This window comes from Nevskia soli DSM 19509 (genome assembly GCF_000711955.1).
Taxonomy (GTDB): Bacteria; Pseudomonadota; Gammaproteobacteria; order Nevskiales; family Nevskiaceae; genus Nevskia; species Nevskia soli.
The window spans coordinates 128,937-155,584 of record NZ_KL543999.1 but is presented as its reverse complement, the minus strand read 5'-3'; the positions used below and the strand labels follow the sequence as shown (position 1 = coordinate 155,584).

At 64.7% G+C, this 26,648-nt stretch carries 25 protein-coding genes and 1 tRNA gene; 13 read left to right on the top strand and 13 right to left on the bottom strand.

The genetic code is table 11. The features are described from left to right. Positions 1-456: 456 nt before the first annotated feature. From BP26_RS29955 to BP26_RS29945, 5 genes are all read right to left on the bottom strand, one after another. Positions 457-1,206, bottom strand: coding sequence for a hypothetical protein (locus tag BP26_RS29955; RefSeq protein WP_157572762.1), 750 nt, complete (start codon positions 1,204-1,206; stop codon positions 457-459). 85 nt (positions 1,207-1,291) lie between these two features. Continuing rightward, complete coding sequence (locus BP26_RS29950; protein WP_157572761.1) at positions 1,292-2,083, bottom strand: hypothetical protein; 792 nt, start codon at positions 2,081-2,083, stop codon at positions 1,292-1,294. A 354-nt stretch (positions 2,084-2,437) separates the two neighbouring features. Further along, entirely contained in the window at positions 2,438-2,656 is a 219-nt protein-coding gene (locus tag BP26_RS0124935; RefSeq protein WP_029923264.1) for a hypothetical protein, read from the bottom strand. Positions 2,657-2,924: 268 nt separating this feature from the next. Further along, positions 2,925-4,295: a lysozyme inhibitor LprI family protein gene (locus tag BP26_RS28095; protein ID WP_157572760.1), complete on the bottom strand. Its 1,371-nt coding sequence runs from the start codon at positions 4,293-4,295 to the stop codon at positions 2,925-2,927. A 177-nt stretch (positions 4,296-4,472) separates the two neighbouring features. After that, the gene (locus tag BP26_RS29945; protein ID WP_157572759.1) at positions 4,473-4,658 is read right to left on the bottom strand and encodes a hypothetical protein; all 186 of its coding nucleotides are present in this window, start codon (positions 4,656-4,658) and stop codon (positions 4,473-4,475) included. Between the two features lie 416 nt (positions 4,659-5,074). On the opposite strand from BP26_RS29945, the gene BP26_RS0124920 reads away from it, so the two are divergent. Further along, positions 5,075-6,064, top strand: a complete 990-nt coding sequence (locus BP26_RS0124920) for an IS110 family RNA-guided transposase (RefSeq protein WP_029923262.1) — start codon at positions 5,075-5,077, stop codon at positions 6,062-6,064. Positions 6,065-6,113: 49 nt separating this feature from the next. On the opposite strand, the gene BP26_RS0124915 is transcribed toward BP26_RS0124920, so the two are convergent. Further along, complete coding sequence (locus tag BP26_RS0124915; RefSeq protein ID WP_036517990.1) at positions 6,114-6,518, bottom strand: DUF6896 domain-containing protein; 405 nt, start codon at positions 6,516-6,518, stop codon at positions 6,114-6,116. A 325-nt stretch (positions 6,519-6,843) separates the two neighbouring features. After that, positions 6,844-6,920, bottom strand: a tRNA-Pro gene (locus BP26_RS0124910). Positions 6,921-7,092: 172 nt separating this feature from the next. Here BP26_RS0124910 and BP26_RS0124905 point away from each other — a divergent pair. Next, positions 7,093-7,638: an ECF-type sigma factor gene (locus tag BP26_RS0124905; protein WP_029923260.1), complete on the top strand. Its 546-nt coding sequence runs from the start codon at positions 7,093-7,095 to the stop codon at positions 7,636-7,638. 208 nt (positions 7,639-7,846) lie between these two features. Here the strand turns inward: BP26_RS0124905 and BP26_RS0124900 are convergent, their stop codons facing one another. Beyond that, positions 7,847-8,128, bottom strand: coding sequence for a hypothetical protein (locus tag BP26_RS0124900; RefSeq protein ID WP_029923259.1), 282 nt, complete (start codon positions 8,126-8,128; stop codon positions 7,847-7,849). A 251-nt stretch (positions 8,129-8,379) separates the two neighbouring features. On the opposite strand from BP26_RS0124900, the gene BP26_RS0124895 reads away from it, so the two are divergent. Further along, positions 8,380-10,191, top strand: a complete 1,812-nt coding sequence (locus BP26_RS0124895) for a long-chain-acyl-CoA synthetase (protein ID WP_029923258.1) — start codon at positions 8,380-8,382, stop codon at positions 10,189-10,191. A 9-nt stretch (positions 10,192-10,200) separates the two neighbouring features. Here BP26_RS0124895 and BP26_RS0124890 read toward each other — a convergent pair whose 3' ends face one another. Beyond that, on the bottom strand, positions 10,201-11,094 hold the full coding sequence (locus tag BP26_RS0124890; RefSeq protein WP_029923257.1) for a haloalkane dehalogenase: 894 nt from the start codon (positions 11,092-11,094) through the stop codon (positions 10,201-10,203). A gap of 157 nt (positions 11,095-11,251) precedes the next feature. Further along, a complete protein-coding gene (locus BP26_RS0124885) occupies positions 11,252-12,694 on the bottom strand; it encodes a glycosyltransferase family 2 protein (RefSeq protein WP_029923256.1) in 1,443 nt (480 codons plus the stop codon). Positions 12,695-12,855: 161 nt separating this feature from the next. Between BP26_RS0124885 and BP26_RS0124880 the strand changes: the two genes are divergently transcribed. After that, positions 12,856-13,416: a cytochrome b gene (locus BP26_RS0124880; protein ID WP_029923255.1), complete on the top strand. Its 561-nt coding sequence runs from the start codon at positions 12,856-12,858 to the stop codon at positions 13,414-13,416. Between the two features lie 47 nt (positions 13,417-13,463). Here BP26_RS0124880 and BP26_RS0124875 read toward each other — a convergent pair whose 3' ends face one another. Next, a complete protein-coding gene (locus BP26_RS0124875) occupies positions 13,464-13,820 on the bottom strand; it encodes a nuclear transport factor 2 family protein (RefSeq protein ID WP_029923254.1) in 357 nt (118 codons plus the stop codon). A 71-nt stretch (positions 13,821-13,891) separates the two neighbouring features. Here BP26_RS0124875 and BP26_RS0124870 point away from each other — a divergent pair, with 71 nt between their 5' ends. Continuing rightward, positions 13,892-14,308: a winged helix-turn-helix transcriptional regulator gene (locus BP26_RS0124870; RefSeq protein WP_029923253.1), complete on the top strand. Its 417-nt coding sequence runs from the start codon at positions 13,892-13,894 to the stop codon at positions 14,306-14,308. Positions 14,309-14,332: 24 nt separating this feature from the next. Here the strand turns inward: BP26_RS0124870 and BP26_RS0124865 are convergent, their stop codons facing one another. Then, positions 14,333-15,115 (bottom strand): SDR family oxidoreductase, encoded by a 783-nt coding sequence (locus BP26_RS0124865; RefSeq protein WP_029923252.1) that lies wholly within the window; start codon positions 15,113-15,115, stop codon positions 14,333-14,335. An 18-nt stretch (positions 15,116-15,133) separates the two neighbouring features. Between BP26_RS0124865 and BP26_RS29940 the strand changes: the two genes are divergently transcribed. Genes BP26_RS29940 through BP26_RS0124850 form a run of 4 tightly spaced genes read left to right on the top strand, consistent with a single transcriptional unit; the run spans position 15,134 to position 19,547 of the window. Beyond that, positions 15,134-15,616: a hypothetical protein gene (locus BP26_RS29940; protein ID WP_157572758.1), complete on the top strand. Its 483-nt coding sequence runs from the start codon at positions 15,134-15,136 to the stop codon at positions 15,614-15,616. 40 nt (positions 15,617-15,656) lie between these two features. Next, positions 15,657-17,429 (top strand): ABC transporter ATP-binding protein, encoded by a 1,773-nt coding sequence (locus BP26_RS0124860; RefSeq protein ID WP_051749460.1) that lies wholly within the window; start codon positions 15,657-15,659, stop codon positions 17,427-17,429. After that, on the top strand, positions 17,426-18,190 hold the full coding sequence (locus BP26_RS29075; protein WP_084183434.1) for a PRC-barrel domain-containing protein: 765 nt from the start codon (positions 17,426-17,428) through the stop codon (positions 18,188-18,190). Before BP26_RS0124860 ends, BP26_RS29075 begins: the two co-directional genes overlap by 4 nt. A 19-nt stretch (positions 18,191-18,209) precedes the next feature. After that, entirely contained in the window at positions 18,210-19,547 is a 1,338-nt protein-coding gene (locus BP26_RS0124850) for an MFS transporter (protein WP_084183433.1), read from the top strand. On the opposite strand, the gene BP26_RS0124845 is transcribed toward BP26_RS0124850, so the two are convergent. Beyond that, on the bottom strand, positions 19,541-21,739 hold the full coding sequence (locus BP26_RS0124845) for an amylo-alpha-1,6-glucosidase (protein ID WP_029923248.1): 2,199 nt from the start codon (positions 21,737-21,739) through the stop codon (positions 19,541-19,543). The genes BP26_RS0124850 and BP26_RS0124845 overlap by 7 nt on opposite strands. A 268-nt stretch (positions 21,740-22,007) precedes the next feature. Between BP26_RS0124845 and BP26_RS0124840 the strand changes: the two genes are divergently transcribed. The 4 genes from BP26_RS0124840 to BP26_RS0124825 all read left to right on the top strand — a co-directional run bounded on the left by BP26_RS0124840 (position 22,008) and on the right by BP26_RS0124825 (position 26,642). Then, positions 22,008-23,102: a glycosyltransferase family 4 protein gene (locus BP26_RS0124840; RefSeq protein WP_084183432.1), complete on the top strand. Its 1,095-nt coding sequence runs from the start codon at positions 22,008-22,010 to the stop codon at positions 23,100-23,102. Between the two features lie 55 nt (positions 23,103-23,157). Then, complete coding sequence (locus BP26_RS0124835) at positions 23,158-24,588, top strand: MFS transporter (RefSeq protein WP_029923246.1); 1,431 nt, start codon at positions 23,158-23,160, stop codon at positions 24,586-24,588. 137 nt (positions 24,589-24,725) lie between these two features. Further along, positions 24,726-25,226, top strand: coding sequence for an SRPBCC family protein (locus BP26_RS0124830; RefSeq protein ID WP_029923245.1), 501 nt, complete (start codon positions 24,726-24,728; stop codon positions 25,224-25,226). Between the two features lie 120 nt (positions 25,227-25,346). Continuing rightward, positions 25,347-26,642 (top strand): acyl-CoA dehydrogenase family protein, encoded by a 1,296-nt coding sequence (locus BP26_RS0124825; protein ID WP_029923244.1) that lies wholly within the window; start codon positions 25,347-25,349, stop codon positions 26,640-26,642. Positions 26,643-26,648: the final 6 nt, after the last annotated feature.

The window sequence follows — 26,648 nt, the reverse complement described above, 5'->3', positions numbered from 1 at the left end:
CGTGGTGGCGCAGCCTCCACGGTTGGGCTAGCACCATCTTCCCCGCCGCGGCTCCCTCTTTTACGGCATGAAATCAAGGGGCTTTCAAGGCGCTCAGCATCTTTTGCGAATTGCATCCCTTGCATTTGGACCGGCGGAGCAATCCACTTTGTTTACGCCAACTGCATTGCTGGAACTATCCGTCGCACTATTTCCATCGGGAATTTGGGGTGATGAGATCCAGCGCAGGAACAGAATAAGCCCGACCAGTAGATGCCCAGACCGGCGGAATTGACGATCTGCTACTGCCGAAATTGGCAGCTATAGTAGAGGCGCCACCGAAGGGACGAAGAATGACTGGCTCCTCAGTGCCAGGAGTTGCCGGTCAACCCTCGAGATTCACCGCCACAAAGCGGACAGATGAGTGATAGGGCAGCGCCTAAGCTCATCCGGCGTTGCTCGAAGAGGTTTCATTCTTTAGCTCTCGTCAAGATTAACCTTCGACATCGGAATTGCAGCCTCCATAACAATCAACAACGCCAACCCTGGTTCGATAGTGTTTTTTGCCAACTGTATTGTCTCTTGAATCGCGAATGCATAAACGGTCGGCCACAGCATGGGTTGGCCTGCCAGCTTTGTGACGATGGGCAGCAATTTTGGCCAGAGTGTCTTTAAATAGTTGATAGGAGCATCCCCAGCGGCGTGCCCCTCGGGGTACTTGAGTTGACCCCATTGAGGCGAGCCCAGGGTCGCACTTGTGCGCGCAAATATCTCTTTGAGATCAGGTAGTGTCTGGGCCCCCGCTCTTTTGGCGGCGCCAGCGACAAGGCTCCATACCGATAGATGCCCTTCCGCAAGGGTTTTGTTCAGAGGATCGCCAAAGTAGTACTTCTTGCCGTCTTTAGTGGCGACCACCTGGAACGGAGCATCGGGATTCATTCCCTTGGCAGTTGCTTGAGTGCGGAGATTTGCTTGGCAGGCATACCCTGCCAATGCCCCGAGGGCGCAGAGTAAAGACTCAATGTGTACGCCTCGCTCGCTCTTCATACCGACAAGCAAGAGGCGGAGAACTTCTTTGCCTCCAGCCTTGGCGCCAGCAAGAGGGTCCGTTTGTCCCTGCGGTTCGAGTCCTGCCGATTTCGCAGGTTCAGGCGGGCGTGGTGATGTCGTAGGCTCGCTTGATTGAGCCAGCGTAGTCGTCGAGTTTCCAAACAGCTTTTTGAACATTCGAATATTCCCCACCTGAAAGCCGCCGTTCACGACCGACTGGAATGGGCCGACTGCTACCCACGGACGGCGTAAGCCGCTCACCCTACGCTTCCTCTCCAACCAAGATGTTGCCTGAAGGGAATTGACCTCGTAGAGCCTGAAGGCCAGCATGCTCACGAAACACGATGCCTATCGAAGCATTTGGGTTACTTCCACGTAAGAACTCAACGCCTGAAATCTTTAGTGGAGCATACCCCTCTGCTCCGACTGCATGCATTCCTGCCTTGAACGTTCCGCTGAGAATGCTTCCGAGCACGACAACGCCGCGTCCGGCAATTTCAAAGTGGTCTACTACAGAAAAAGTTGCTCGCTCTGATGCCGTGGCTTCGCTTTGCTGCTCTCGCTTCAATTCATTTTTCGCGAAGTCCGCAACCCATAAAGTATCTCCATTCGGTGCCACCGCCTCAACGGTAAACGCGGCGGGGCTCTCCTTCTGCTCGTTTTTTAGGACGTGGACTACCGTGCCGACATCCCCAATTTGGGGATGTCGCTTCGAACCTTCGGTCCCGTCGTAGTTGCGTTTCCCGTTCAAGGCCACGACACGAACCACGTCGAACTCCTTAAACGGCTGCTGCGCATTGAAACGACGCGCAAGCCCAAATGCCCGATGTCTCAAGCCTTGCGAGAGGCTTGCGTTTGACGACAGCTTGTCCAGTTCATCTGCGACGCTGGAATCCAAGGGCGCTCCTTGTTCCAACCAGGACACCGCCAGTCCGGCCCAATACTCTCCTGGCCACTGCAAGCCTGCCAAAACAATATCCCATACGGAAACCACCGCCGGGACGTATTCCGCCAGTGGCTTTTCGAGGTGAGAGACGATGGTGCGGGGGTCCATAACCTAGCCTACTCGAAAGCAGCCGTTCACGACCGACCAGTATGGGCCGAGGCTGTGTGAAAACGCCAGGAGCCGGATCTTGATCAAACAAACTATCCAAAAAAAGCACTTTTGTGTGCCACGATAATTGTGTAGATCGGGCCAATTATTATTGCTCTGCTCAGTACGGACCGAAAATGTAAGTCTCAAAATAGGTTTTCACACAGCCTCGGCCGGCAGCGGTCTGTAGACGTGCGCGGTGCGCACCCTTGCTTGCTGCTCGCTACCCAATAGCTGCTGGTCATAAACGACAGCATCGGGCCGGCAAGCGACGGTCCACGCAGAATAGAGCCGCGCCGGTGCAGGGTATGTCGCTTACACGGCGCGCCAGTAATCCGGCTTCTTCTTGTCGTTCAGGTGCCGGACACGCGCGACATGCGGGTGGTGGCCGTTGCGTTGCGCCCAGGCGATCGCCTCCTCTTGAGTGCGCGAGGTGTGCAGCACGTGGTCCGCGTGGTCCTCGACAACATAGTCGTCGATGCGTTCGCCTTGGGGGCGTCCCTTGGGTCGGGCTTCGATATAAACAGTTGCCATGGGTTCCTCCGCAAAACAATGAGTTGTCGTGCCTCATGCCTATTTAGTGTGACACCCGAGGCTCTTCAGGCTACCGGAAAGCGGGCACGCATGACAGGCAGTCCATGGGCCGAGACCTGGCACAGAGCACCGCTTGTTGGTCCGAAGCGGCCACTGATTGTGACGCAGATCACAGTTGTGCCAACTGCGGTCGTTCAACCCTTGAAATTCATCGCCAGAAAGCGGCTGGACAAGAGGTCATGCTCCGGCTGCGATTCAGTTCACTTCGTCATTGCGTCCCGCCTGCTGCCAGGGGGAACAATCGTTTCACGCTCGTGGTGACTTTCTTCCCGAATGCGCACACTTGCTCAACATGGTCGCCCTTGAGTCTGACTACTTCATCGACGTGCCGGCCATCTTGATCCCCCAGGTAGATACCACCCTGAAACCGGTACACGTCAAACGAACCTGAAAAGCCGCCGAGGACGGTGTTCAGCGGGTTGTCAACGATTGCCCCGAAGTCATCGGAAATCACATGCAGCCACCCGTGGTCAGAACCGCATCCGGCGCCGGAGGCGTATTCAAACGCCCCGATATTCTGCTGGGTGCCGCTGCCGTCGATGTCAATCCGTAGGAGGGACACGTCATCGGCGTAATCGCCGTAGCGCCGGACAAAGTCCTCCCGGTAGGTGGCAGTGTCGTGACTGAGTGGAAGTCGCTCCGTGATCCTTTCCCAGCCAAGCGGCTTGATGGTTCCCCCGGCAATTCCGGAGCACAGCGCGGGATTCCTGGCCGTGGTTACTGTGCGTTGGGTGTTCGTAACCTCCAGCAGGCAGAGGGGGCGCTGGGTTCCATCGGGCTGGATCCAGGACACCATGTTTACCTTGTTAGGATCGGACAGATCGGAGGTGATCACCAGGTTTCTGCCTTTGTAGAAAATCGGGAAGTCGCCGCCGCCCCAATAAGCCCATCGGATTTCCTCGTCGGGATCGTCCACATCCTCGACATCACGGGCGTCAGGACCGGCTCGCAGATGGCGCTCGACGTTGACTAGGTTGTAAGCCGCGCAGGTCCCTCCGGTGAAGACTCGGGCGAAGCGCTCCGGCGGACGTTGCCGGCTTGGCCGCAGCCGATAAAGCTCTTCAAACTCGCCGGAGTCACGCGGCAGTTGCTCCACGTCCTTATTGGTAAGACCCCACCGTTGTGTACTGCCGTCGGTCACTGTGTTCGGCGCAACGCCGGGGACGGCAAATTCCTGGATGCGCCCCTGGTCGGCTGCCGCCGCGACGGATCGGCACAGTTCAGCCACTTCACGACCATCCAATGCCGTATCGATGACTTTTGCTTGGTCGAGGAACGCGGTGTCCAGGTCGGCGATTCGCTGTTGATACGCCGGCATCAAACAGGCCTTGTCCTTGCATTGATCCCGGACCGCTTTCAGCCACGTCTGCTGCGAGCCCCTCAGCCCCGGGGCGTCCGCCGACACCTTCGTGGCCGCCCGGAATGCCATGTTGAGTTTCTGGTCCAGCGCCTTGAGATCGTAGTCCCCACAGATGGTGGTTTCAGTCGCGCTCAAGGCCTTGCTGTCGCAGCGGAGGCCCTGGGCCAGGACCGTCGACGGGATAAGGCTGATGGTGATGAGAAGACTGCGGAGAATCATCACAATCCCTGGTTGGATTATCTTGTGCTGCAGGGTACGTTCTTCCGGTGCCACTGACGTGTCGGAGATGTGCAGTTCCTGTGGAACTCGTACAGGCCGCCGTCGCGTGCTTTTATGCCGTTAGCCTACCGGGAAGCCGCCGTTCGCAACCGGCTGCTCCGGGCCGGAATCGTGCCCCTATTTGAGCTTGGCCTCTAAAGCGCCTATTAGATTGTCCAAGAAGCAAGCGTCATTTACAGCTTCAGATTGAGCATTGTCATCATTTTCAAGCTCGCCAATTCGATTGTTGTACCAGTCGAGCCTAAATTTCATGCACTCGACAATCATCATCAAATCTTTTTCAGAAAGAGATACTTGTTTCATACACAACTCCATAGGTACCCTTTAGTTCCATACTGCGCAGCGTACCCTTGTTGCGTGGTTAGACATGGTCGTACGATGCCGCAAAGCTGACGGTCGCAAGCGGCAGGTTAGGGCCGATAGCAAGCGTAGGGTGCGCACTGCGCACGCGTTACACCTTGAGACGTCGGCACATCCGCGTGCGCGGTGCGCACCCTTGTATCTTATCCCCGTACCCGAAACGCGACGGGTACAGGACAAGGCGGGCACACTGGGCGCACCCTGAGACCATGAGTCTGCGGCGTAGATCAGTCCCGCCTTGTCCCTTTAGTGCCCTTGTTGAAACTGGACGGTAGCCAAGACCCGGATCATCCGTGAGTCTGCATGCACAAGGAAACGTTGGCCTATTGGGCACGGACTCGCGCACAAGGAGGTGGCTGATGGTCGTCTTGGGTATCGATGTCTCCAAACTCAAGCTGGATGCGGCATTGTGGCTACCGGAGGGGCGCAAGTGGTACGCCCTGCGAGCGGATAACAACGTGGCTGGCGTGCAGAAGCTGCTGCACTGGGCACAGGCCAAATCTGGAGCTCCGATCAATGCCTGCCGCATCGTGCTGGAAGCCACCGGGATCTATCACGAGCTGGCGGCTGAAGCCGCCTTCGAGGCCGGCGCCGAGGTGGTGCTGGCCAACCCCAAGCGAGTGCGGGACTTCGCCAGCGGCCACGGCATTCTCAACAAGACCGACGCGGTCGATGCCCGCGCCTTGGCCCGCTATGGGGCCGAGGCTGAGGTGATCCCCTGGCAGCCGCCGCCACTGGAGATTCGCGTCCTGCGGGCTCTGGTGGCGCGTCTGGCTGCGGTGGAGGAGGACTTGCAGCGGGAGAACAACCGGCGCGAAAAGGCCCGAGCCACCGCCACCCCGGCGCTGGTGCTCGAGTCGCTGGAGCGCACCATCCAAGCGCTCCAGGACGAGCGCAAGCGCCTGCAACAGGCCATCGACGATCACTACGACCAGCACCCTGGCCTGAAGCAGCAGCGCGATCTGCTCCAGACCATCCCCGCGGTGGGCGACAAGTCCGCCAATCAGCTGCTCTGTCTGCTGCGCTCAAAGCACTTCGATAGCGCCAGGCAGGCCGCCGCGTGCAGCGGTCTGATCCCGGTCCATCACCGCTCTGGCACCAGCGTGCACCAGCCGCCGCGGCTGTCCAAGCAGGGCGATCCCAGGCTGCGCAAGGTGCTGTACATGGCCTCGGTCTCAGCGCTCAGGCACAACCCGCAGCTACGCCGTATCTATGACCACTTCGTCCAGAGCGGCAAAGCCAAGATGGCGGCACTCGGTGTGCTGATGCGCAAGCTGGTCCACATTCCCTATGGCATCATCAAAACCGGCCAGCCCTATAACCCCGCTCTGGTCTCTCATCGGGCTTGACCAGCAAGACGGTATCTTGCTTGCTCACCAGGGACAGCTTCGGGCCGATTTACACCCGCGCGCCTAAGTAGTGAAGTATGTAGCCCGAATCCAAAATGGCACCATCGCGCTTCGCCCGGTCGAAGCTCGACTTCAAAGCCTCTACAGACTCGAAACCGTAGGCTGGCAAATTTCCATCGGCAAATCGCGTCAGTCGCCACACGTCAAAGCCGTTAATCTGGCCTTTGTCTCCGAAGTCAAAGTCGACTACCGCGTTGTCCAGATGAACCGCGCAGCCATACCCATGTTTGAAATACTTCGCGCCGTCTGGGAGGAAGCCTCTTTGCTCTAGCGTGTTACAAGCCCAAGCGGTGTTAGATTCAGGCAAGCGGATTCCAGCTCGCTGCATCAGGCTCACTGCCCTCTGCACGGCAGAGAGATAGTCATCAATAAGCTTGCGAAGCCCCTCGTCCATTGATCTTGTGCAATGCCCAAACTGCCTGCAAATAGCCTAGCCGAATGCTTGGCAAACTGGGGGCATCCATGTACGGCCGCTCATAGCCGACCGCAATGGGCCGCCGGGTAGTTCCTCAGTTTGAACTTTGACTGCGCGGCTCATGGGCATTGTTCGAGGAAATCAAGTGAATAAGGCCAACCGCGGCAGGTGCGAGCAATGAAGCCCCTGCCCAGGGCCAAATAAACAGTAGAACGATATAGGCCAGTGTTCCCCTATTCGTAGCCCTAAACAAAAAACGCCGCCCTCTCAGGCAGCGTCCTTGCACACAACTTCTTGATTTAATTGGTCGGGGCGACAGGATTTGAACCTGCGACCACCTGCCCCCCAGGCAGGTGCGCTACCAGACTGCGCTACGCCCCGATCCGGTAATTATACCGGCTGGATCGCGGTATTGCTGCAGGAATTTTCAGGTTTTGCCGGGACTTGGCATCTTGACAGGGGATTTCAGCCGCTTTTCGGGGGCGTCCGTCGATTGTAATGTTCCGTAAACTCGGTCTCAGTTGGGGGCGCGGTACTCGGGGACAATCAGGGAATGTCGAACCACGAATCGGAAGCCGAGACGGCGGCCTGCGCGGAAAACGTGCGGCTGCTGACGGAGGAGCTTTACGCCAACCTGAAGCGGCTGGCGCGGGCGCAGCGCGGGCGGCTGCGCGTGGGCGAGACGATGCAGACGACGGCGCTGGTCAGCGAGGCTTACCTGAAGCTGTCGCGGCAGAGCGGCTGGAAGTCCCGCGACCATTTCCTGAATACGGCGGCGACGGTGATGCGGCAGGTGCTGGTGGACTATGCCCGCGCCCATCTCGCGGCCAAGCGCGGGGGCTGGCAGGACGCGGAGTCGCTGGACGAGGTGGCGGCACTGCTGGGGGAGCCGGCGCCGCAGGTGGTGGGGATCGACTTCGCGCTGGGGCGGCTGGAGCAGCTGGATGCGCGGCTGGCGAAGATCGTGGAGTGCCGGTTCTTCGCCGGCTACAGCGATGCGGAGACGGCTCGGCTGCTGGGGATGAGTACGCGGACGGTGCAGCGGGATTGGCTGAAGGCGAAGGCTTGGCTTTATCAGGAGTTGGAGCCTGAGGCTTAGGGGTGGGCTGCGGCGTCTGGCGGCCCTTGGCTGCGATTGGGGTGATTGTGGTGGAGGGTGCGGCCAGATCCTTCGCTACGCTCAGGATGACAGCGGGGGGCGTCCGCGCGCAGGCGGGAGGCCGGGTTGGTTTGCCGGCCTGCTAAAAAGCGAGAAGCTAAAACTGGATCCCCGCCTGCGCGGGGATGACGATAATTGATAGGGATTGCTAGCGGCCGAAGAGTTTGCCCAGGGCGTTGTCGACGGCTTTGTCGACCGCGCTGTCGGCCTTGTTCTGGGCCTGGTTCTCGACGTTGCTGGTGACGCGATCCTTCTGGCGGTTGGCCTGGTCGGCGGCGGCCTGGCCGACCGCATTGGCGGTGCCGGCAGCGGGCTGCCCGTTGGCGGCCGGGTCCGGCGTGGCCGGATCGGCGTGGGCCGGGGATGCGATGGCGGCGAGGCCCAGCAGGGCGACGGCGAAGCTGCGGCAAAATGCTGCGGAATGGTTCATTAAGATTCTCCCAAGCCGCGGCACGGCACCGGGATTGGCGCCGGGAGGCGTTTGCCTCTATCCCTACATACGGATTCGCCCGCGGTGATACGACATTTGCAGTGCGCGAAAATGGGAGCCGCGACCGGATCGCAGGCAGGCGCGGGGCTGGTAAGCGCTCCCCGGCCAGGGCTGCCTGTCCGCCCAGCCCTTGCCGTGGCGGCGCCGAGCACGCAGATTGTGCGGGCTTTGAATCATGGAGAGAGGCCGTTTTGAGCAAGAACCAAGGCGATGAAGTCCATCTGGGCGATCTGGCGCGCGGCATCCTGCGGGCGCTGCCGGATGCGCTGGCGTTCAACAAGGGACTGTGGAACCTGGCGCGGTTCACGCCGGACAAGGCCGGCTCGATCGGGCTGCAGCTGGAGCAGATCGCGCAGCGCGACCCGAAGCACGTCGCACTGCTGTTCGAGGAGCGCAGCTGGACCTACGCGGAGTTCAATGCCTGGGTGAACCGCTATGCGGCGGTGTTCCGTGCGCATGGGCTGGGCAGCGGCGATACCGTGGCCATCCTGATGGAGAACCGGCCGGAGGTGCTGGCCTGCGTGGCGGCGACGGTGAAGCTCGGCGGCATCGCGGCCATGCTCAACCACAACCAGCGCGGCGAGGTGCTGGAGTTCAGCCTGACGCTGACCAAGCCGAAACTGGTGGTGGTGGGCGGGGAATGCCGCGAGGCGCTGGAGTCCACCCCCTTCAACCCGGCCAGCGATCACAAGCGCATCTACCTGTGGACCGGCCCGGGCAAGGCGCCGGCCGGCTACCGCGACCTGGAGGCGGAGACCTCGGGCAAGTCCGCGGACAATCCGCTGGAGACGCAGCGGGTGCTGCCGAAGCAGCCCTGCTTCTACATCTTCACCTCGGGCACCACCGGCATGCCGAAGGCCTCGGTGATGACGCATTACCGCTGGCTGCGCGGCATGGCCGGCCTGGGCCAGATGACGATGCGGCTGAAGCCGGACGACACGCTGTACTGTCCGCTGCCGCTGTACCACAACAATGCACTGACGGTGACCTGGGGCGCGGTGCTGGGTGCCGGCTGTACCTTCGCGCTGGGGCGCAAGTTCAGCGCCTCGCGTTTCTGGGACGAGATCCGCCGCTACGACGCGACGGCCTTCTGCTACATCGGCGAGCTGTGCCGGTATCTGCTCAATCGCCCCGCCACGCCGCAGGACCGCGAGCACCTGGTGCGGATGATCGTGGGCAACGGCTTGCGGCCGGAGATCTGGGAGCAGTTCCAGCAGCGCTTCGGCATCCGGCAGATCTATGAATTCTACGGCGCCAGCGAGAGCAACCTGGCTTTCGTCAACGCCTTCGGGCTGTCGAAGACGGCGGGCTTCTGCCCCCTGCCCTTCGCCATCGTGGAATTCGACGCGGAAGCGGAGCAGCCCTACCGGGCGGCCAACGGCTTCATGCGCAAGGTGAAGCGCGGCGAAGTGGGCTTGCTGATCACCGAGATCACCGACAAGGCGCCGTTCGACGGCTACACCGACAAGAAGGCCAGCGACGCCAAGCTGCTGCGCGATGTGCTGAAGAAGGGCGATGTGTGGTTCAACAGCGGCGACCTGGTGCGGGACCAGGGCTACCGGCATATCCAGTTCGTCGACCGCGTCGGCGACACCTTCCGCTGGAAGGGCGAGAACGTGGCGACCACGGAAGTGGAAGGCGCGCTCAACCACTTCCCCGGCATCGAGCAGGCGGTGGCCTACGGCGTGGAAGTGCCGAATGCCGATGGCCGCGCCGGCATGGCGGCGCTGAGCTATGTGGGCGAGGCGTTCGACGGCGCTGCACTGGCCAGGCAGATGCGCGAGAAGCTGCCCGTGTACGCGGTGCCGCTGTTCCTGCGCCTGCGCGCGGAACAGGAAACCACGGCCACCTTCAAGTACCGCAAGGTGGACCTGAAGCGCGCCGGCTTCGACCCTGGGCAGATCGACGAGCCGCTGTATGTGCTGCTGGATGCGCAGCGCGGCTATGAGCCGCTGACGGCGGAGATCTTCAAGCAGATTCAGAGCGGCGAACTGCGCTTCTGATCATCCGCATCAGCTTCGGAACGATTCGAGGGCGCGCTCCACGATGACCGCGCCCGCTTCCTGCACGAAGTGGCCGGCATCGGCGAGTTCCAAAGGCTCCGGGCAGTTGCGGATGAGGCGGCGCATGGCCCGCATCACCGGCGGACCCAGCACCGGGTCCTGCATGCCGATGGCCATGAAGCTCTGGCCGGACCATTGCGTCCTCCACCAGTCGCGGGCGCGGCGCGAGAGGGCGGCGCCTTCGGCATCCGGATTGTCCGGCACCAGGTTGGGGAAACGGCGCACGCCGGACTTGTAGCGCGCGTCCGGATACGGGGCGGCATAGGCCTGCGCCTCGGCCTCGCTGATGCCCTTGACCGAGCGCTTCATCAGGCCGGCAATGTCCATGTCCGGACTGCGGTTGTTGAAGGCGCGCCAGGCGAGGAAGCCCTCGCCCAGCGGCTGGTCGCCGGTGGCCAGGGCGGTATTCATGATGATCAGGCGGGTGAAGCGGTCCGGCAGGTCCATCGGCAGGGTCAGGCCGAGCAGGCCGCCCCAGTCCTGGCAGACCAGGGTGATGTTGCGCAGGTCCAGCCGCTCCACCAGGCGCAGCAGCGACTCGCGGTGGAAGGTGAAGGTGTAGACCGCCTCGTCGACCGGCTTGTCCGAGCGGCCGAAGCCGAACAGGTCCGGGGCGATGACGCGCATGCCGGCGGCGATGAAGGCCGGGATCATCTTGCGGTAGAGGTAGCTCCAGGTGGGCTGGCCGTGCAGGCACAGCGCCACCGGTGCGTCCGGCGCGCCTTCGTCGAGGTAGTGCATGCGCAGGCCGCCATCGCCCGGGAGCGCTTCGAGGTAATGCGGGGCGAAGGTGTAATCCGGCAGATTGGCGAAACGGTCTTCCGGCGTTCTCAACAGATCCATGGCGCTCTCCTCGATTGCGGTTGTGTGTGCGAATCGACCCGAATCGTTACCTGCAACAGGCACAGGAAATGGATTCGCGGTGTTTCCCGCTTGTGCATCGAAGTTTATGCTGAAAGTGGAGCGCGGCCGTCGGCACTCATGGCACAGATGGCAGCGCTCAGGATTCGGCTTTTGCGGCTTCCAGCACGCCCTGCCGGCTTTGACGGCCCCAGCTACGGCGGTCGGCGAGGCAGGACCACCAGCCCAGGGCGGCGCCGGTATGACGCAGCAACTGGAACGAGAAGGGCTCCGCCAGCGCGGCGAGCAGGGCGCCGCCGAGACTGGCGCGCAGCCGGTCGTCGACCCAGCGTCTGTACCATCGCACCGAGGCGAGGTGAAAGATCAGGTCGATGACGATCTTCAGGCCGATCAGCGCGGCCACCGGCGCGAAGATGCCGAAGCGTCCCGTGACGGCGTAAGCCAGCAGGAGGAAAAAGGCGGTGAGGCCGTAGAGCGGCTGCAGCGTATCCACCGCCTTGACCGGCAGCATGAGCATGCCGAGCCAGCCGAAACGGCGGTCGCCGACCATCGAGCGATACCAGTACTGGGTCTGCAGGAAGCCGCCGAACCAGCGGCGACGCTGGCGCAGAAAGGCGGGAATGGTGGCCGGGGCGTCGGTACGCGCCTGGGCGGCGCCCAGCACGCGAAAACGCCACGAGCGGCCCTGCGCCTGACCGTAACGGCGCAGGCGGTGGATCAGTTCGTAGTCCTCCACCATGCACTCCGGATCGAAGCCGCCCACCGCCAGCAGTGCTTCGCGGCGGAAGCCGGCGAAGGCGCCGGAGATGAGCAACAGGCTGTCCAGCCGCATCCAGGCGTGCCGCGACAGGAAATTGCGGATGTATTCGTAGGTCTGGAACCATTGCAGGATGCGCGCACCCGGCGCGCCGCCGCACACCGGGGTGAGCACGCCGGTGGCCGCCACCAGTTCCGGCTCGGCCGAGAAGGCCAGGCGAAAGGCGGCGATGGCGCCGGGCTCGAGCAGGGTGTCGGCATCCACCGAGAGCAGGATGTCGGTGTCGATCCGCAACGCCGCCGCATTCAGCGCCCGCGCCTTGCCGCCGTGCGGCAGGCGCAGCCAGCGCAGCGTGGGATGGGCGCTGCCGGGCGCATCCGCCGTGCCGGGCTCCAGCGCCTGCAGGCCGTAGCGGTTGCGCAGCAATTCGGCGGTGCCGTCGTCGGAGCCGTCGTCGGCGATGACAATGCGGTCTGGCGCATCGGTCTGGCGCAACAGGGCATCGAGCGTGACCGGCAATGCCGCCACTTCGTTGTGGGCGGCGACGATCACGCCCAGCGTGAGGCGTGGCCCCGCCACCTGTGGCGCCGGAGGGCGCAGCAGCAGGCGCGACTGCCAGGCGACGAACAGCAGCAACAGGGTGTCGTAGACGATATAGGCGATGCCCACTCCCCAGGCCAGCACGCCGCCGAGCCTGAAGGCGGCGGCGAACAGCAGCAGCCACAAGCCCAGCACACTGCCATGAATGAGGATGCTGGCCAGCGGCGTTGCCGGCGGCTGGAACCGCGGCGAATGGGTGATCAGGGCTGTTGTCAGGGAGCTCATGGAAACGATGGTGGGGAGCGGATCGCCACGGATGAAAGGCCGTGCAGGAATCAGACCGGCTCGAATAGACTGTTATTCGCAACGGTACGTTCCTGCAGCGGGCGGACTGGTTGCAATCCCCTAAATGCGTCGGCCGCCGAACCACCCGAGAATCGTCCCGGATGAATCAGACCCTTTACTACGGCAAGACCGCGATTGCCCTGCACTGGATCATCGCCGCGTTGATGACGGTGAACGTGGCTTTGGTGCTGCCCATCGACCTGTTCCCGGACAACTGGGACCGTCCGGTCATCGACACGCACAAGTCGATCGGGATCACGGTGCTGGGCCTGGCCCTGATGCGCCTGCTATGGCGGCTGTCGCATCCGCCGCCCGCCCTGCCCTCCAGCTACCGGCGCTGGGAGCGGCATGCCTCCCACCTGGCGCACGGACTGCTCTACGCCCTGATGTTCGCCCTGCCCTTGTCCGGCTGGATGCACGATTCGGCCTGGAAGGATGCGGCCACGCATCCGATGACGCTGTATGGTCTGATCCCCTGGCCGCGCATCGGCTGGATCACCAGCATCGAGGGGGAGCACAAGGAAATGCTGCACGACCTGTTCGGCGACTGGCATACGACGTTTGGTTATGTGCTTTACGTGCTGGTGGCGCTGCATCTGCTCGGCGCGCTGAAACACCAGTACATCGACCGGGAGCCCGAGTTCGAACGCATGGGCCTGTAGGCTTCTTCCACCGTGCTGTTCCCGGACTTCGGGCGGACATCGCGATTTCAGGTTACGGCCTTGTTGTGCAGGATGATCAGCCTGGAAATCCGGTCGCCATCGAGGCTGAAATAAAAGGTCAGGATCAGGGGATCCGGCAAGCCTTTCTTGTCGTATTCGCCGTCGAGCTTCGCACTGACGATATTGTCGCCGTGGTGTTCGAACGCCTCGACCACTTGCATCGTCACCTTGACGGCGACGATCTCGCGCTCGATCCAGGACCTGATGGCGGGCTTGCCGCGGAATTCGCGCTGGACGTCGTTGACCAGCGCGTCGTCGTGAAAGGTCGACAGGATGGCGTCGGTGTCGAAGGCGTTGGTAGCGCGGATGTATCCGGCTACGGGTGCGGCAAGCTTCTCGGACATGATGATCTCCTTGGGGGCGAGCGTGACCAGGGGGCCTACCTCGCAGGGTTGATATTGGGTAAGGTCAGGCAATGGAACAGACCGACGAACACGCGGCCCGCGCGCAGAAAAGCGTGTATCCGGGCATCACGCCGGAGATCGCGGCCACCGGCGTCAAGGCGGCGCTCAAGGTGCTGGAAGGGCGCTGGAAGCTGACCATCCTGTTCGAGCTGTTCGGCGGGCGCACGCTACGCTTCGGCGAACTCGAACGGGCGATCCCTGAGGTCACGCAGAAGATGTTGATCCAGCAACTGCGCAGCCTGGAGCGCGACGGCGTTATCGCCCGGGTGGTCCATGCGGAGGTGCCGCCCAAAGTGGAATACAGCCTGACGGCTGCCGGGGAGGAATTGTGCCCGGCCCTGGACGAGCTGCTGTTCTGGGCGCAGCGCTGGAAAGGCGAGCCCACTTCGGCGGATTCTCCGGCGCTGCCGGCGCAGGACGAGACCTGAATTGTTCCGGGCACGGAGTATTGCTCAGACGGTCGGCACGGAGCCGCCGTCGATGGTGAATTCAGACCCGCTCAGATAGCCGGCGCGGTCCGAGGCGAGGAAAACAATCAGTTCGGCGGCTTCCGCGGGCTCGGCCGGGCGGCCCATGGGGATGCCGCCGAGCGAGTCCATCAGCTTGCCCAGCGCCACTTCGCGGTCGCCGCCGCTTTGCGCGGCGAGGCGGTCGATCAGACGTTCGGCAGCTTCGGTCTTGACGAATCCGGGGGCCACGCTGAGGACGCGCACGCCTTTCGGGCTCAGTTCTTTCGACAGGCCCTTGCTGTAGGTGGAGAGGGCACCTTTGGCCGCGGCATAGGCGAGCGTGGAATCGTGGAGCGGCATCTTCCGCTGGATCGAGCTGATGTGGATGATGACGCCCCTGCCCCGCTCGATCATCGCGGGGGCCAGCTCGCGGTCGAAGCGAACGGCGGAGAGGAGGTTCATGGAGAGTTCGCGGTCCCAGGCTTCGTCGTCGAGACGGGCGAAACCGCCGGCGGGAGCCGAAGAGCCGCCCACCACGCTGATCAGGCCGTCGATGCGGCCCAGCTTTTTGAGCGCGGCGGCAGCAACGGACTTGACGCCGGACACAGTGCCGACATCGGCGGCCATGAAGTAATCCGGTTCGGGCAGGTCTTCGGGTACCGACCGCGCGGTGGTGAACACCTTGCCGCCGGCACCGCGCAGACGGCTGACGACGGCCGCGCCGATGCCCTTGGTGCCGCCGGTGACGAGAAAGGAACGACCCTCGAATTCTCGTGTTTCGATCATGCTTCGATCTCCAGATCTTTGGATAAACCGGGCAGCGCCGGCAGAAAGCCGCGGCATGCAATTGCCGGGGACGCTGCACCAGAGTCGATCGCGGTGTTGCCATATCGACACATTGCCAGCCGGGATCAGGTCAAGGTGGTGCAACAGTCCTTCGAGGGTAGCGGCTTCCCGATCGACTTCAAGTACGCACAAAAAAGTAAGTTACCGCCCGCCACATCCGGTATTGGCCTGTGCTTTACATATCCGGTCAGCGGCGCGGATTTCCTTATTCGCGCAATGTTTACGGGTGTTTTGCTTTTTGGAAGCAATTCGTTCGAAACACGTGGCGAAATGCGGGAAAACTTCATGGATTTCCGGTTGTCCAAAGCGCGAGTGCTCAAGGAAGATCACAATGAATGCAGACCGGACCTCGGTGCCCGGCGATGCCGGGAGATGCGCGCGGGCGAGATTGGCCCGCACCATGAAGGCACATGGACAAGGGAATCGTTTCCGCTCCCGTAGCGTCACCGGACCCACCCCTCGTATGGCGGGACGTTAAGCCATGTCCCTTCCCCGATATGCCTCGCGCGGCGCCAGCCGTTTCCTGTTTCACTATGTGAGCCGCAGGGGCGTCAGCCATTCGATCGTGCTGGTGTCGGTGCTGGCGGCGGTGAGCTGCGCCGTGGGCTCGCAGTATGCGGTGAAACTGCTGGTCGACACGCTGGGCATGGGCAAGCCGACCGATTTCCAGCTGTGGAGCGCGGTGGGACTGCTGCTCGGCCTGGTGGCCGGCGACAACCTGCTGTGGCGGCTGGCCGGCTGGGTCTCCACCTATGCCTTCGTGGTGGTGGGCGGCGATATCCGGCTGGAGCTGTTCAATCACCTCTCCGGGCATGGCACGCGCTATTTCGTCGAGCGCTTTCCCGGCGCCCTCGCCGGCCGCATCACCGCCGCGGCCACCGCGGCCTGGACCATCGAAAGCTCGTTGACCTGGAACACCATTCCGCCGGGCATCGCGGTGCTTTCGAGCATCGCCCTGCTCAGCATCATCAACTGGAAGCTGACCGCGGTGCTGGTGCTGGTGGTGATCGTGCTCGGCGCCATCATCGGCAGGCTGGCCGCCGGCGGCCGCGACCTGCACCAGGCTTTCGCCAGCAAGGCGGCCAGCGTCAGCGGCGATCTCACCGACATCGTCTCCAACATCGGGCTGGTGCGCGCCTTCGGCTCGGCGGCGCGCGAGCAGGCGCGGCTGGAGCGCAAGATCGAAAGCGAGATGAAGGCGCAGCGCGCGAGCCTGCGCTCGCTGGAACGCCTGCGCCTGTTCCATGCATTCACCGTGTTCGCGGTCACCGCGGGGGTGCTGGGCTGGTCGGTGGAGTTGTGGCGCCGCGGGCAGATCAGCACCGGCGACGTGGTGCTGACCACCACGCTGGGCTTCACCGTGCTGCATGCCTCGCGCGATTTCGCCATGGCGCTGGTGGACCTGGTGCAGCAGTTCGCCAAGCTGGGCGAGGCGGTGCAGGTGCTGGGCCTGCCGCACGAGATGCAGGATGCCGAGGATGCCCAGCCGCTGCGGGTCAGCGGCGGCGCCATCGCCTTCCGCGAGGTTTCCTTCAGTTACCCCAGCGGCCAGCCGGTGCTGAAGCTGTTCAACCTGGAGGTGCCGCAGGGGCAGAAGATCGGCCTGGTGGGACGCTCGGGTGCTGGCAAGTCGACCATCCTGGCGCTGCTGCAGCGGCACTACGATCCGAACTCCGGGCAACTGGTGATCGACGGGCAGGACATCGCCCATGTGACGCAGGAGAGCCTGCGCAATTCCATCGCGGTGGTGCAGCAGGACATTTCGCTGTTCCACCGCTCGCTGCTGGAGAACCTGCGCTACGGCAGGCCCGACGCGACCGACGAGGAGGTGTTCCGCGCGGTGGAGGCCTCGCGCTGCACGGAGTTCATCAACCGTTTGCCGCAGGGTTACGACACCATCGTCGGCGAGCGCGGCATGAAGCTTTCCGGCGGCCAGCGCCAGCGCCTGGCCATCGCCCGCGCCTTCCTGCGCGATGCGCCGATCGTGCTGCTCGACGAGGCCACCTCATCGCTCGATACCGAGTCGGAGCAGTCGATCCAGGAAGGCCTGGCGCGGCTGTTCAAGGGGCGCACGGTGATCGCCATCGCACACCGGCTGTCGACCCTGGATTCCTTCGATCGCATCGTGGTGCTGGACCAGGGCCGCATCGTCGAGGACGGCTCGCCGGCCATGCTGCTGCGACGCAAGGGTGGCGTCTACAGCCGCATGTATTCCCGTCAGCTCACCCCGATGGACCAACAGGCACTCGGATGAAACACGTACAGAATTGGATTTCGGGCAAGCAGGCGCTCGCATCGCTACGGCTGGCATCCGCCGCCATGGTGCTGTTGACGCTGTCGGCTTGTGCGGGGCACGGCACGCATGACAACCCCGACACGGGTACGGCGGTGCAGCCGCCTGCTCCGGCGACGACGACCATTCAGCCGCAGCCCACCGACGAGGTGCCGGCGGATACCGCGGATCTGCCGCCCTCGCCGGATAACCCGCCCGCGGCCGGCGGCACCACGCAGCCCGCCGCACCGGCGACGCAGGGCAAGCCCTACGCTTTCGTCTGTGTGCCGTACGACGACCGGCCCAAGCCGGCGCCGCCGCGCAAGACCGTGCGCAAGGACACGCCGCCACCCGCACCAGCGCCGGTACAGCCGGCGCCGGCTCCCGCCGAAGTGCTGACCGACGACAAGGCCGGCGGCCCGGCGATGATCTCGATCCTGGGCAAGAAGGTGTTCGGCCGCGACGGCGAGGACATGGGGCGCGTGGTCGACATACTGGCCGGCCGCGATGGGCGCCCGCGCGCCGCCGTGATCGACTTCGGCGGCTTCCTCGGCGTGGGCAACCGCAAGGTGGCGGTGGACTGGCGGACCCTGCAGATCCAGCCTGCCAACGTCGACAAGCCCGTGATCCTCAGCCTCAGCCGCGAGCAGATCAACGCCGCGCCGGAGTTCAAGGAATCGGATCATCCGGAGCAGGCGATCGTCAGCGATCCGGCCGCCAAAGCTGCGACGACGCCGCATTGACAGTGACCGGACCCTGCCCTTGTCCCCCACCGACCAGACTGGTGCTGCCGTTGTAGCGGACACCAACCGCGCCGCCAACCGCGGCCTGGACTGGTTCAACCTGTGCGTCGCCAACATCCAGACCGGCTTCGGCCCCTTCGTGGCGGTGTACCTGGTGAGCCAGGGCTGGACGCAGACGGCGATCGGCATCGCGCTGAGCATCGGCACGGTCACCGCGATGGCCAGCCAGGTGCCGGCCGGCGCCCTGGTCGATGCCTTGCGCAGCAAGGCCACGGTGGCCTTCATCAGCGTGCTGGCCTTCACCGCCAGCGCGTTGATGTTCGCGATCTATCCGATTCCCCTGTTCGTTTACCTGGCGGAGATCCTGCACGGCTTTTCCAGCTGCACGCTGGGGCCGGCAGTGGCCGCGATGAGCCTGGCACTGGCGGGGCGCGCCGCCATGGGCACGCGGCTGGGGCGCAATGCCCGTTATGCGTCCATCGGCAACGGCGTCGGCGCGGCGCTGATGGGGGCTTGTGGTTCCTATGTGTCGGAGCGGGCGGTGTTCTTCCTGACCGCGATCGTGACCCTGCCGGCGGTGTTCGCGCTGCTGCCGCTGCGCGGGGTCGGCTCGAAGGTGGTGGCGGAAAAGCTTGAGCCAGCGGCAGTTGCCAAACCCGCCGGATCGAAGTATGCGGCGGTGATGCAGGTGCTGCTCGACCGGCGCCTGCTGATCTTCAGCGCCTGCGCCATGCTCTTCACTTTCGCCAACGCGCCGATGCTGCCGCTGGCGGCCAGCACGCTGACGACGAAGGTGGGCCATCTGGCCAGCCTGCTGATCGGGGCCTGCATCGTGCTGCCGCAGGTGATCGTGGCCCTGGCATCGCCGGCGGTGGGCCGCATCGCCGATCTGCGCGGCCGCCGGCCGCTGCTGCTGCTGGGCTTCTGCATGCTGCCGCTGCGCGGGCTGCTGTTCGCCACGCTGCCCTCGCCGACCCTGGTGGTCGCGATCCAGGCGCTCGACGGCGTGGCGGCGGCCTGCTTCGGCATCATGGTGCCGCTGATCACCAGCGATGTCGCCGGGCGCTCCGGGCATTACACCCTGTCGCTGGGCGTGGTCGGCTTCGCCATCGGCATCGGCGCCACCGTCAGCACCACGGCGGCGGGCTGGGTGGCGGACCATTTCGGCAGCCAGATCGCCTTCCTGGCGCTGGCCGGTGTTGGCCTTGCGGCGACCTTGCTGCTGCTGACGCTGATGCCGGAGACGCGGCCGCCGCAGACGCCCGGTGTGCCCGCTCCGGGCACCGGGCCGGGCGTGGGCCCGGCATCGCGGCTGGGCATGGCGGCCAAGCAGGCTGCCCCGATCAAGGCTCAGTAGAGGGCGATGACCTTTACCGCGCCGATCTGATTGGTCACCGTGACCGCGACGTCGTCGCCGTGACGGCGCAGCATCACGTCGGCGGAGCCTGCGCCGACGCGCAGGCCATGCAGGCATAGCTCGTCGATGAAGTCCGGCAGTTGCGGATGATCGAAGCGGATCTCGCCGGCGCCGCCGCGCATCTCCAGCCCGATGCTGGCCTGCAACAGGGCCATCATGGTGGCGCTGGCCCAGGCCTGGGGAGCGCAGGCGACCGGGTACTGCGTCGGCGCGTTGCGGCGGCGGCGGACGAAGCCGCAGAACAGCTCGGGCAGGCGCCGCTGCTCCATGTAGCTGGCGGCGTCGTACATGCCCCTGAACACCGGCAGCACGGAATCCTTCAGGCCATAGCGCGCGAAGCCCATGGCGATGAGGGCGTTGTCGTGCGGCCAGATGGAGCCGTTGTGATAGGACATGGGGTTGTAGCGCTGCGCCGACAGGGCCACGGTGCGGATGCCCCAGCCGGAGTAGCTGCCGTGGTCGAGCAGGGTCTGCGCCACGCGGCGGGCGCGCTCGGGACTGGCGATGCCGCTGAGCAGGGCCTGGCCGGCGTTGGAGGAGATGACGCGGCAGGGCTGCTTGCTGCCGTCGAGGGCCAGGGCGTAGATGGACAGGTCCTCGCACCAGAAGGCGTCCTCGAATTTCCGGCGCAGCGTTTCGGCCTGCTGGTTCAGTTCTTTCGCCCGTGCTTCCAGTCCCAGCGCGACGGCCAGCTCCGCGGCCAGCTGTCTGGCGCCGTAGACGTAGCCCTGCACCTCGCACAGGGCGATGGGCCCGGTGGCGGCGCGGCCGTCCTGGTGGAAGATGGCGTCCTGCGAATCTTTCCAGCCCTGGTTGGCGAGGCCGTCGTCGGTCATGCGGAAGTATTCGAGGAAGCCTTCGGCGTTGCTGCGGCTGTCGATCCAGTGGAGCGCCGCCTCGGCGTTGGGCCACAGTTCGCGCACGGTGTCGAGGTCGCCGGTGCGGCGGTAGTACTCGCCGAGCAGCAGCACGAACAGCGGCGTCGCGTCGACGCTGCCGTAATAGCGCTCGAACGGCACCTCGCGCAGGCGCGCCATTTCGCCGCGGCGCATCTCGTGCAGGATCTTGCCGGGCTCGGCGTCGCGCTCCGGCTCCAGGCGCGTGGCCTGGGTGGCGGCGAGGAAGCGCAGCACGCCGCGGGCCAGGCCGGGGTCCAGCCACAGGGTCATCAGGGCGGTGATGATGCCGTCGCGGCCGAAGGGTGTGCTGTACCAGGGGGTACCGGCGTAGGGATAGGGGCCCTGCGGGGTGTCGGTGACCAGCATGTACAGGTCCGACACGGAGCGGCGCATCACTTCATTGAAAAGGGAGTTGGAGCTGTCGATGCGGGTGGCGCGGCCGACCGAGCGGCGCAGGGCTGTGCGGGCGGCATGCATCTGGCGGTAGAAGTTGCGGCCGCTCCAGGCTTCGGCGGCGGGGGCCGGGGTGCCGATGCGGATGAAGATGCGGCAGGATTCGTGCGGTTCCAGGCTCAGATCGAATTCGGCGGAGGCTGTATCCAGGTGCGCTGGCACCGGATCGAAGCTGAGCGCGGTGAGGCGTTCGACCTCGTCCAGGCCGAGGTAGCGCAGGGTCACGGCGGCATCGCCGTCGCGGCGGGTGGTCACCCGGCCCCGCCGCTTGCGCGGCGTGCCGCGCACTTCGAACAGATCGACGAAGTCGGCAGCGAAACGCAAGGTGAGGCGCAGGCGCTGTGGCTCTTCGCTGAAGTTGCGTACCAGCACGCGTTCGTAGCAGGCGGCATTCCACACGAACTTGAGGCGATGCAGCTGGATCAGTTCGCGGCGCAGCGCGATCTTGCCGTCGGCGACGAAGTCGGGGTTGGACAGGTCGGCGGTGAAGACGGCGTTGTCGTCCTGGTTCATCGAACTGAGCAACAGGGGCGGACGCCCCTCCAGCAGCAGTTCCAGGCGCGACAGGACGCGGGTGTCGTTGTGGTAGATGCCCTCCGGGCTGCGCGGGTCGGCGCCGATGTCGCCGCGATGGTCGAATACCGCGAAGGTGTCGCCGTGCTTGAGCGTGTGCGGTTGCCGCTCCTGCAGCGAAACGCTGGCGGCGATGTGGAAATCGGGGGACTGGTTCTCCTCCGGCGTGGACTGCGTCGCCTTCTCCGGCTGCGCCGCTGAGGGCATCTCGTAACCTCCTGAGGAACTTTCTGTAGGGATATAGAGTCCGTTTGAGGCGATCCGTTCCACCGAAGATTGAAATTGGGGGAAGTTGACCGGATTTTCCGGTGTATTCCGGTGCGGTCTGGCCAGGATCGGCAGCAATGGAGTGCGAGTCCTGCCTTTCGTATACGCGGGTGCCGCCTGATGGCGGCAGCGGCACGAGGACGGGATATGACATACAGGGACCCGGCAAGCCGGGGTTGCTCCCCTCAACCTAGAGCGAGCAAGAGTAATGAGAATTGCGCAAGTCGCACCTTTGACCGAAGCCGTGCCGCCGAAACTCTACGGCGGCACCGAACGCGTGGTGGCCTATCTTTCCGACGCCCTGGTCGAGCTGGGGCATGAGGTGACGCTGTTCGCCTCCGGCGACAGCCTGACCAAGGCCCAGCTGGAAGCGATCTGGCCGCGCGCGCTGCGCCTGGACCCGACGGTACGCGATTACCTGGCGCCGCTGTTCATGCTGATGGAAGTGATGGCGCGCCGCGCCGACGAGTTCGACGTGATCCACTCGCATCTGGATTACTTCGGCTATCCGCTGCTGGGCCGGCTCGGCGGCATTCCGTCGCTGACCACGCTGCACGGCCGCCTCGACATGCCGGAGCTGCAGCCGCTGTACCGCTTGTACAACGATGTGCCGGTGGTTTCGATTTCGGACGCGCAGCGCGTGCCGCTGCCGCATGCGAACTACATTTCCACGGTGTATCACGGCTTGCCGGAAAACCTGCTGAAGCCCGGCAATGGCTCCGGCGGCTATCTCGCCTTCCTCGGCCGCATTTCTCCGGAGAAGGCGCCGGATGCGGCGATCCGCATCGCGGCCATGGCCGGGATGAAGCTGGTGATCGCAGCCAAGGTGGACCGCGCCGACCAGAAGTATTTCGAGGAGAAGATCGAGCCGCTGCTGGCGCAACCGCATGTGGAGTACATCGGCGAGATCGGCGAGCACGAGAAGAGCGAGTTCCTCGGCAATGCCGCCGGACTATTGTTTCCGATCGCTTGGCGCGAGCCCTTCGGCCTGGTGATGATCGAGGCGATGGCCTGCGGCACGCCGGTGATCGCGTTCCGCAACGGCTCGGTGCCGGAGGTGCTGGAAGACGGCCTCACCGGCTTCATCTCGGAGAGCGAGTTGGCCGCGGCGCAGGCGGCGACGCGGATCGGCACGCTGGACCGCAAGCGCATCCGCGCCGAGTTCGAGCGCCGCTTCACCGCGCACCGCATGGCTGAAAACTACGTGGCGCAGTACGAGCGGCTGGCGGCGGCGAAGCGCGAAGGCAAGCCGCTGCCCCTGCAGGGCACGGGTTCGTTCGGCGCCGCCCGCGCGGCGGCATGACGGGATAGCGGTGGACATCCCCGGCGGGCAGCAACCGCCGGGCGTGAGCCGCGACATGCCGGGCAAGGAGCGGTCGGCCGGGATCATCGAAATCGATATCCCGGCGCGGCTGGATGCGCTCGGTTGGGGCCGTTTCCACAGCCGTATCGTGGTGGCGCTGGGCATCACCTGGATGCTCGACGGCCTGGAGGTGACGCTGGCCGGCTCGGTCGCCGGTGCGCTGAAGACCGGGCTGCACATGAGCGATGCACAGGTGGGACTGTCCGCCAGCGCCTACCTTGCAGGGGCGGTGCTCGGCGCCCTGCTGTTCGGCTGGCTGGCGGACCGCTATGGACGCAAGCCGCTGTTCCTGACCACGCTGGGCTTGTATCTCGCCTCCACGGCATTGAGCGGGCTGGCGCCGGACTACGGCTGGTTCGCGGCATTCCGCTTCTTCACCGGCGCCGGTATCGGCGGCGAATACAGCGCGATCAGTTCGGCCATCCAGGAGTTCACTCCGGCGCGCTACCGCGGGCGCACCGACCTGATCGTCAACGGCAGCTTCTGGCTGGGCGCGGCGCTGGGGGCGGTGACGGCAACGGTATTGCTCGATGCACGCCTGCTGCCGCCGGGCATCGGCTGGCGCATGGCCTTTGGCGTCGGCACGGTGCTCGGCTGCGGCATCCTGTTGCTGCGGCGTTCGGTACCGGAGAGTCCGCGCTGGCTGATGATCCAGGGACGGCTGGATGAAGCGGAGTCGATCGTGCGGGACATCGAGTCGCGTGGCGGCGTCTCCGCCGTGCCGGGCAGCGAGCGCACCCGCCTGCATCCCCGGGCCGCCGGGAGCGGTGTGCCGGCCTTGCTGCGCGCCCTGTTTCATCTCTATCCACAACGTACCGCCGTGGCGCTGACGCTGATGACGGCACAGGCGTTTTTCTACAACGCGATCTTCTTCACCTATGCGCTGGTGCTGGGCCGCTTTTTCGGCGTGGCGCCCGGGCATGTCGGCCTGTACCTGCTGCCGTTCGCGGTCGGCAATTTCCTGGGGCCGCTGCTGCTAGGGCATTACTTCGACTCGGTGGGACGGCGGCCGATGATGGCGCTGACCTATGCGGCATCCGGCGTGTTGTTGCTGCTGGCCACGGCGCTGTTCGTCGCCGGGCTGCTCACTGCCGCGACGCAGACGCTGGCCTGGACGCTGGTGTTCTTCTTCGCCTCGGCCGCGGCGAGTTCGGCCTACCTGACCATCGGCGAGAGCTTTCCGATGGAGGTGCGCGCGCTGGCCATATCCACGTTCTATGCGCTCGGCACCGCCTTGGGCGGTATCGGCGGGCCGGCGCTGTTCGGTGCGCTGGTGGCGAATGGGGAGCACGCTTCGCTCGGCTGGGGCTATGTGCTGGGTGCGGGGATGATGCTGGTCGCCGCGGTGGTGGCATGGCGCTATGGCGTGCAGGGAGAAAATCGCGGGCTGGAGGATGTGACGGCGCTGATGTCCAGGCTGGATTAGGCGGCAAACGCCCGGACAGGGTGTGTCATTTCGGGGATTGACCGCACAGCCAGTGCGCCGGCGGCCAGCCGGGCAATGCCAGGACGCCGCTCCGCTGCCACTCTGCCGGCATCGGAATCTGTCTCGCGGGGCGGCGCATGAAGGTCAACATCGAAATCGAACGCAGCACCGTGGTGCCTGTCCCCTACAAGCAGGTGGAACCGCTGCTGACGGATCTGGAAGGCACCATCGGCCGCTTTCCCAAGCTGAAGAAGCTGACCAGGCTGGGCGACAACAGCTACTTCTGGGAGATGCGCACCATCGGTTCGCGCATCGCCAATATCGCGCACGATGTTTCCTACGGCGCGGATTACAAGCTGGACCTGCCGCGCGGCGAGCTGAGCTGGAAGCCGGTGCCGAACAAGGGCAATGCGACGATCGAGGGCTACTTCCGCATCGCGGCGGACAGCGAGGCCACGCGGCTGACCTTCCGCGTGCGCGGCGAGCTGCGCGATGTGCCGGTACCCCTGCTCTACCGCGTGGTGGCGCCGCCGTTCATCCAGGGCAAGTTCACCCGCCTGGTCGACACCTTTCTTGAAGACACTCGCGACGCCCTGGTCCATGCCAAGACCGCCAAAGCGCCGAAGAAACGCGCCTGAACAGGCAAGCGGCTTTCCTGTCAGGATTGCTTGCGGCAAGCCAATGAGTTCCTTCGTGGAACGCCGAATCAGAACATCCCGCTACGGGAGTCAAAAAACATGAGCCTGGCCAATGACGCGATGGGCTTCGGCCTGCGTGTACTCAACCGCTTCGCCGGACTGCCGGTGGTGGACCGCCTGGGTTTGCGCAAGCCGGCCGAGCAGGTGCTGTATCAGGCGACGCGCACCGGCTTCCGCACCATCGGCGCGCTCAACCGCGGCTTCAGCGCGACGCAGAAGCTGCTCAAGCCGGCGCGCCTGCCGCAGAGCCGCGCGCCGGAGCTGTTCGACCTGGCGCCGAGCGACGAGCAGCAGATGCTGCGCGATACGGTGCAGGGCTTCGCACTGGAGCAGTTGCGCGTGCATGCGGCGGCGGCGGACAGCGCCTGTGCCGCACCGGCCGAGCTGCTGCAGCAGAGTTCGGACCTGGGCATCGCCCTGATGGGTGTGCCGGAGGAATTGGGCGGCGTCGGCAGCGAGCGTTCAGCCGTGACCAATGTGCTGGTGGCGGAAGCCCTGGCGCAGGGCGATCTGGGCCTGGCGGTGGCCTGCCTGGCGCCCTCGGCGGTGAGTACCGCGCTGGTGCTGTGGGGCGATGCCGAGCAGCAGTCGAAGTACCTGCCGGCCTTCGTCGGCGAGAAGAGCCCCGCCGCCGCGCTGGCGGTGCTGGAGCCGCGGCCGCTGTTCGATCCGATGGTGCTGACGACGCGCGCCTATGCGGGCGGCGGCGGTTATGTGCTGGAAGGCGTGAAGTCGCTGGTGCCGCGCGCAGCCGAGGCGGAGCTGTTCATCGTCGCCGCTCACCTGGAAGATCAGGGGCCGGCGCTGTTCATCGTCGAATCTTCCACGCAGGGCGTGTCGATCGAGTCGGAGCCGGCGATGGGCCTGCGCGCCGCGTCCACCGGGCGGCTGATCCTGGACAACGTGCGGCTGCCGGCTTCGGCCCTGCTCGGCGATGCCGAGGCGAGCGTCTATACGAATTGCATCAACCTGGCCCGGCTGGGCTGGTGCGCGCTGGCCACCGGCACGGCGCAGGCGGTGCTGGATTACGTCATTCCCTACGTCAACGAACGCGTCGCCTTCGGCGAACCGATCAGCCATCGCCAGGCGGTGGCCTTCAATGTCGCCAATATCGCCGTCGAGCTGGAAGGCATGCGGCTGCTCACCTGGCGCGCCGCCGGACGCGCCGAGCGCGGCCTGCCCTTCTCGCGCGAGACGGCGCTGGCGCGCCGGCTGTGCGCCGACAAGGGCATGGCCATCGGCAATGACGGTGTGCAGCTGCTCGGCGGCCATGGCTACGTCAAGGAGCATCCGGTGGAACGCTGGTACCGCGACCTGCGCGCGGCGGGCCTGATGGAAGGCGTGGTACTAGTCTGAGGATAT

What these genes read in the sequence shown, in the direction of transcription:
- BP26_RS0124830 (WP_029923245.1), top strand. Translation starts at nt 24,726, where the DNA reads ATGAAGGTCAACATCGAAATCGAACGCAGCACCGTGGTGCCTGTCCCC.
- BP26_RS0124915 (WP_036517990.1), bottom strand. Translation starts at nt 6,518, where the DNA reads ATGGACGAGGGGCTTCGCAAGCTTATTGATGACTATCTCTCTGCCGTG.
- BP26_RS0124825 (WP_029923244.1), top strand. Translation starts at nt 25,347, where the DNA reads ATGGGCTTCGGCCTGCGTGTACTCAACCGCTTCGCCGGACTGCCGGTG.
- BP26_RS0124920 (WP_029923262.1), top strand. Translation starts at nt 5,075, where the DNA reads ATGGTCGTCTTGGGTATCGATGTCTCCAAACTCAAGCTGGATGCGGCA.
- BP26_RS0124870 (WP_029923253.1), top strand. Translation starts at nt 13,892, where the DNA reads ATGGAACAGACCGACGAACACGCGGCCCGCGCGCAGAAAAGCGTGTAT.
- BP26_RS0124905 (WP_029923260.1), top strand. Translation starts at nt 7,093, where the DNA reads ATGTCGAACCACGAATCGGAAGCCGAGACGGCGGCCTGCGCGGAAAAC.
- BP26_RS29955 (WP_157572762.1), bottom strand. Translation starts at nt 1,206, where the DNA reads ATGTTCAAAAAGCTGTTTGGAAACTCGACGACTACGCTGGCTCAATCA.
- BP26_RS28095 (WP_157572760.1), bottom strand. Translation starts at nt 4,295, where the DNA reads ATGATTCTCCGCAGTCTTCTCATCACCATCAGCCTTATCCCGTCGACG.
- BP26_RS0124900 (WP_029923259.1), bottom strand. Translation starts at nt 8,128, where the DNA reads ATGAACCATTCCGCAGCATTTTGCCGCAGCTTCGCCGTCGCCCTGCTG.
- BP26_RS0124840 (WP_084183432.1), top strand. Translation starts at nt 22,008, where the DNA reads ATGAGAATTGCGCAAGTCGCACCTTTGACCGAAGCCGTGCCGCCGAAA.
- BP26_RS29075 (WP_084183434.1), top strand. Translation starts at nt 17,426, where the DNA reads ATGAAACACGTACAGAATTGGATTTCGGGCAAGCAGGCGCTCGCATCG.
- BP26_RS0124835 (WP_029923246.1), top strand. Translation starts at nt 23,158, where the DNA reads ATGCCGGGCAAGGAGCGGTCGGCCGGGATCATCGAAATCGATATCCCG.
- BP26_RS29950 (WP_157572761.1), bottom strand. Translation starts at nt 2,083, where the DNA reads ATGGACCCCCGCACCATCGTCTCTCACCTCGAAAAGCCACTGGCGGAA.
- BP26_RS0124890 (WP_029923257.1), bottom strand. Translation starts at nt 11,094, where the DNA reads ATGGATCTGTTGAGAACGCCGGAAGACCGTTTCGCCAATCTGCCGGAT.
- BP26_RS0124845 (WP_029923248.1), bottom strand. Translation starts at nt 21,739, where the DNA reads ATGCCCTCAGCGGCGCAGCCGGAGAAGGCGACGCAGTCCACGCCGGAG.
- BP26_RS0124885 (WP_029923256.1), bottom strand. Translation starts at nt 12,694, where the DNA reads ATGAGCTCCCTGACAACAGCCCTGATCACCCATTCGCCGCGGTTCCAG.
- BP26_RS0124865 (WP_029923252.1), bottom strand. Translation starts at nt 15,115, where the DNA reads ATGATCGAAACACGAGAATTCGAGGGTCGTTCCTTTCTCGTCACCGGC.
- BP26_RS0124860 (WP_051749460.1), top strand. Translation starts at nt 15,657, where the DNA reads ATGTCCCTTCCCCGATATGCCTCGCGCGGCGCCAGCCGTTTCCTGTTT.
- BP26_RS0124875 (WP_029923254.1), bottom strand. Translation starts at nt 13,820, where the DNA reads ATGTCCGAGAAGCTTGCCGCACCCGTAGCCGGATACATCCGCGCTACC.
- BP26_RS0124935 (WP_029923264.1), bottom strand. Translation starts at nt 2,656, where the DNA reads ATGGCAACTGTTTATATCGAAGCCCGACCCAAGGGACGCCCCCAAGGC.
- BP26_RS29945 (WP_157572759.1), bottom strand. Translation starts at nt 4,658, where the DNA reads ATGAAACAAGTATCTCTTTCTGAAAAAGATTTGATGATGATTGTCGAG.
- BP26_RS0124880 (WP_029923255.1), top strand. Translation starts at nt 12,856, where the DNA reads ATGAATCAGACCCTTTACTACGGCAAGACCGCGATTGCCCTGCACTGG.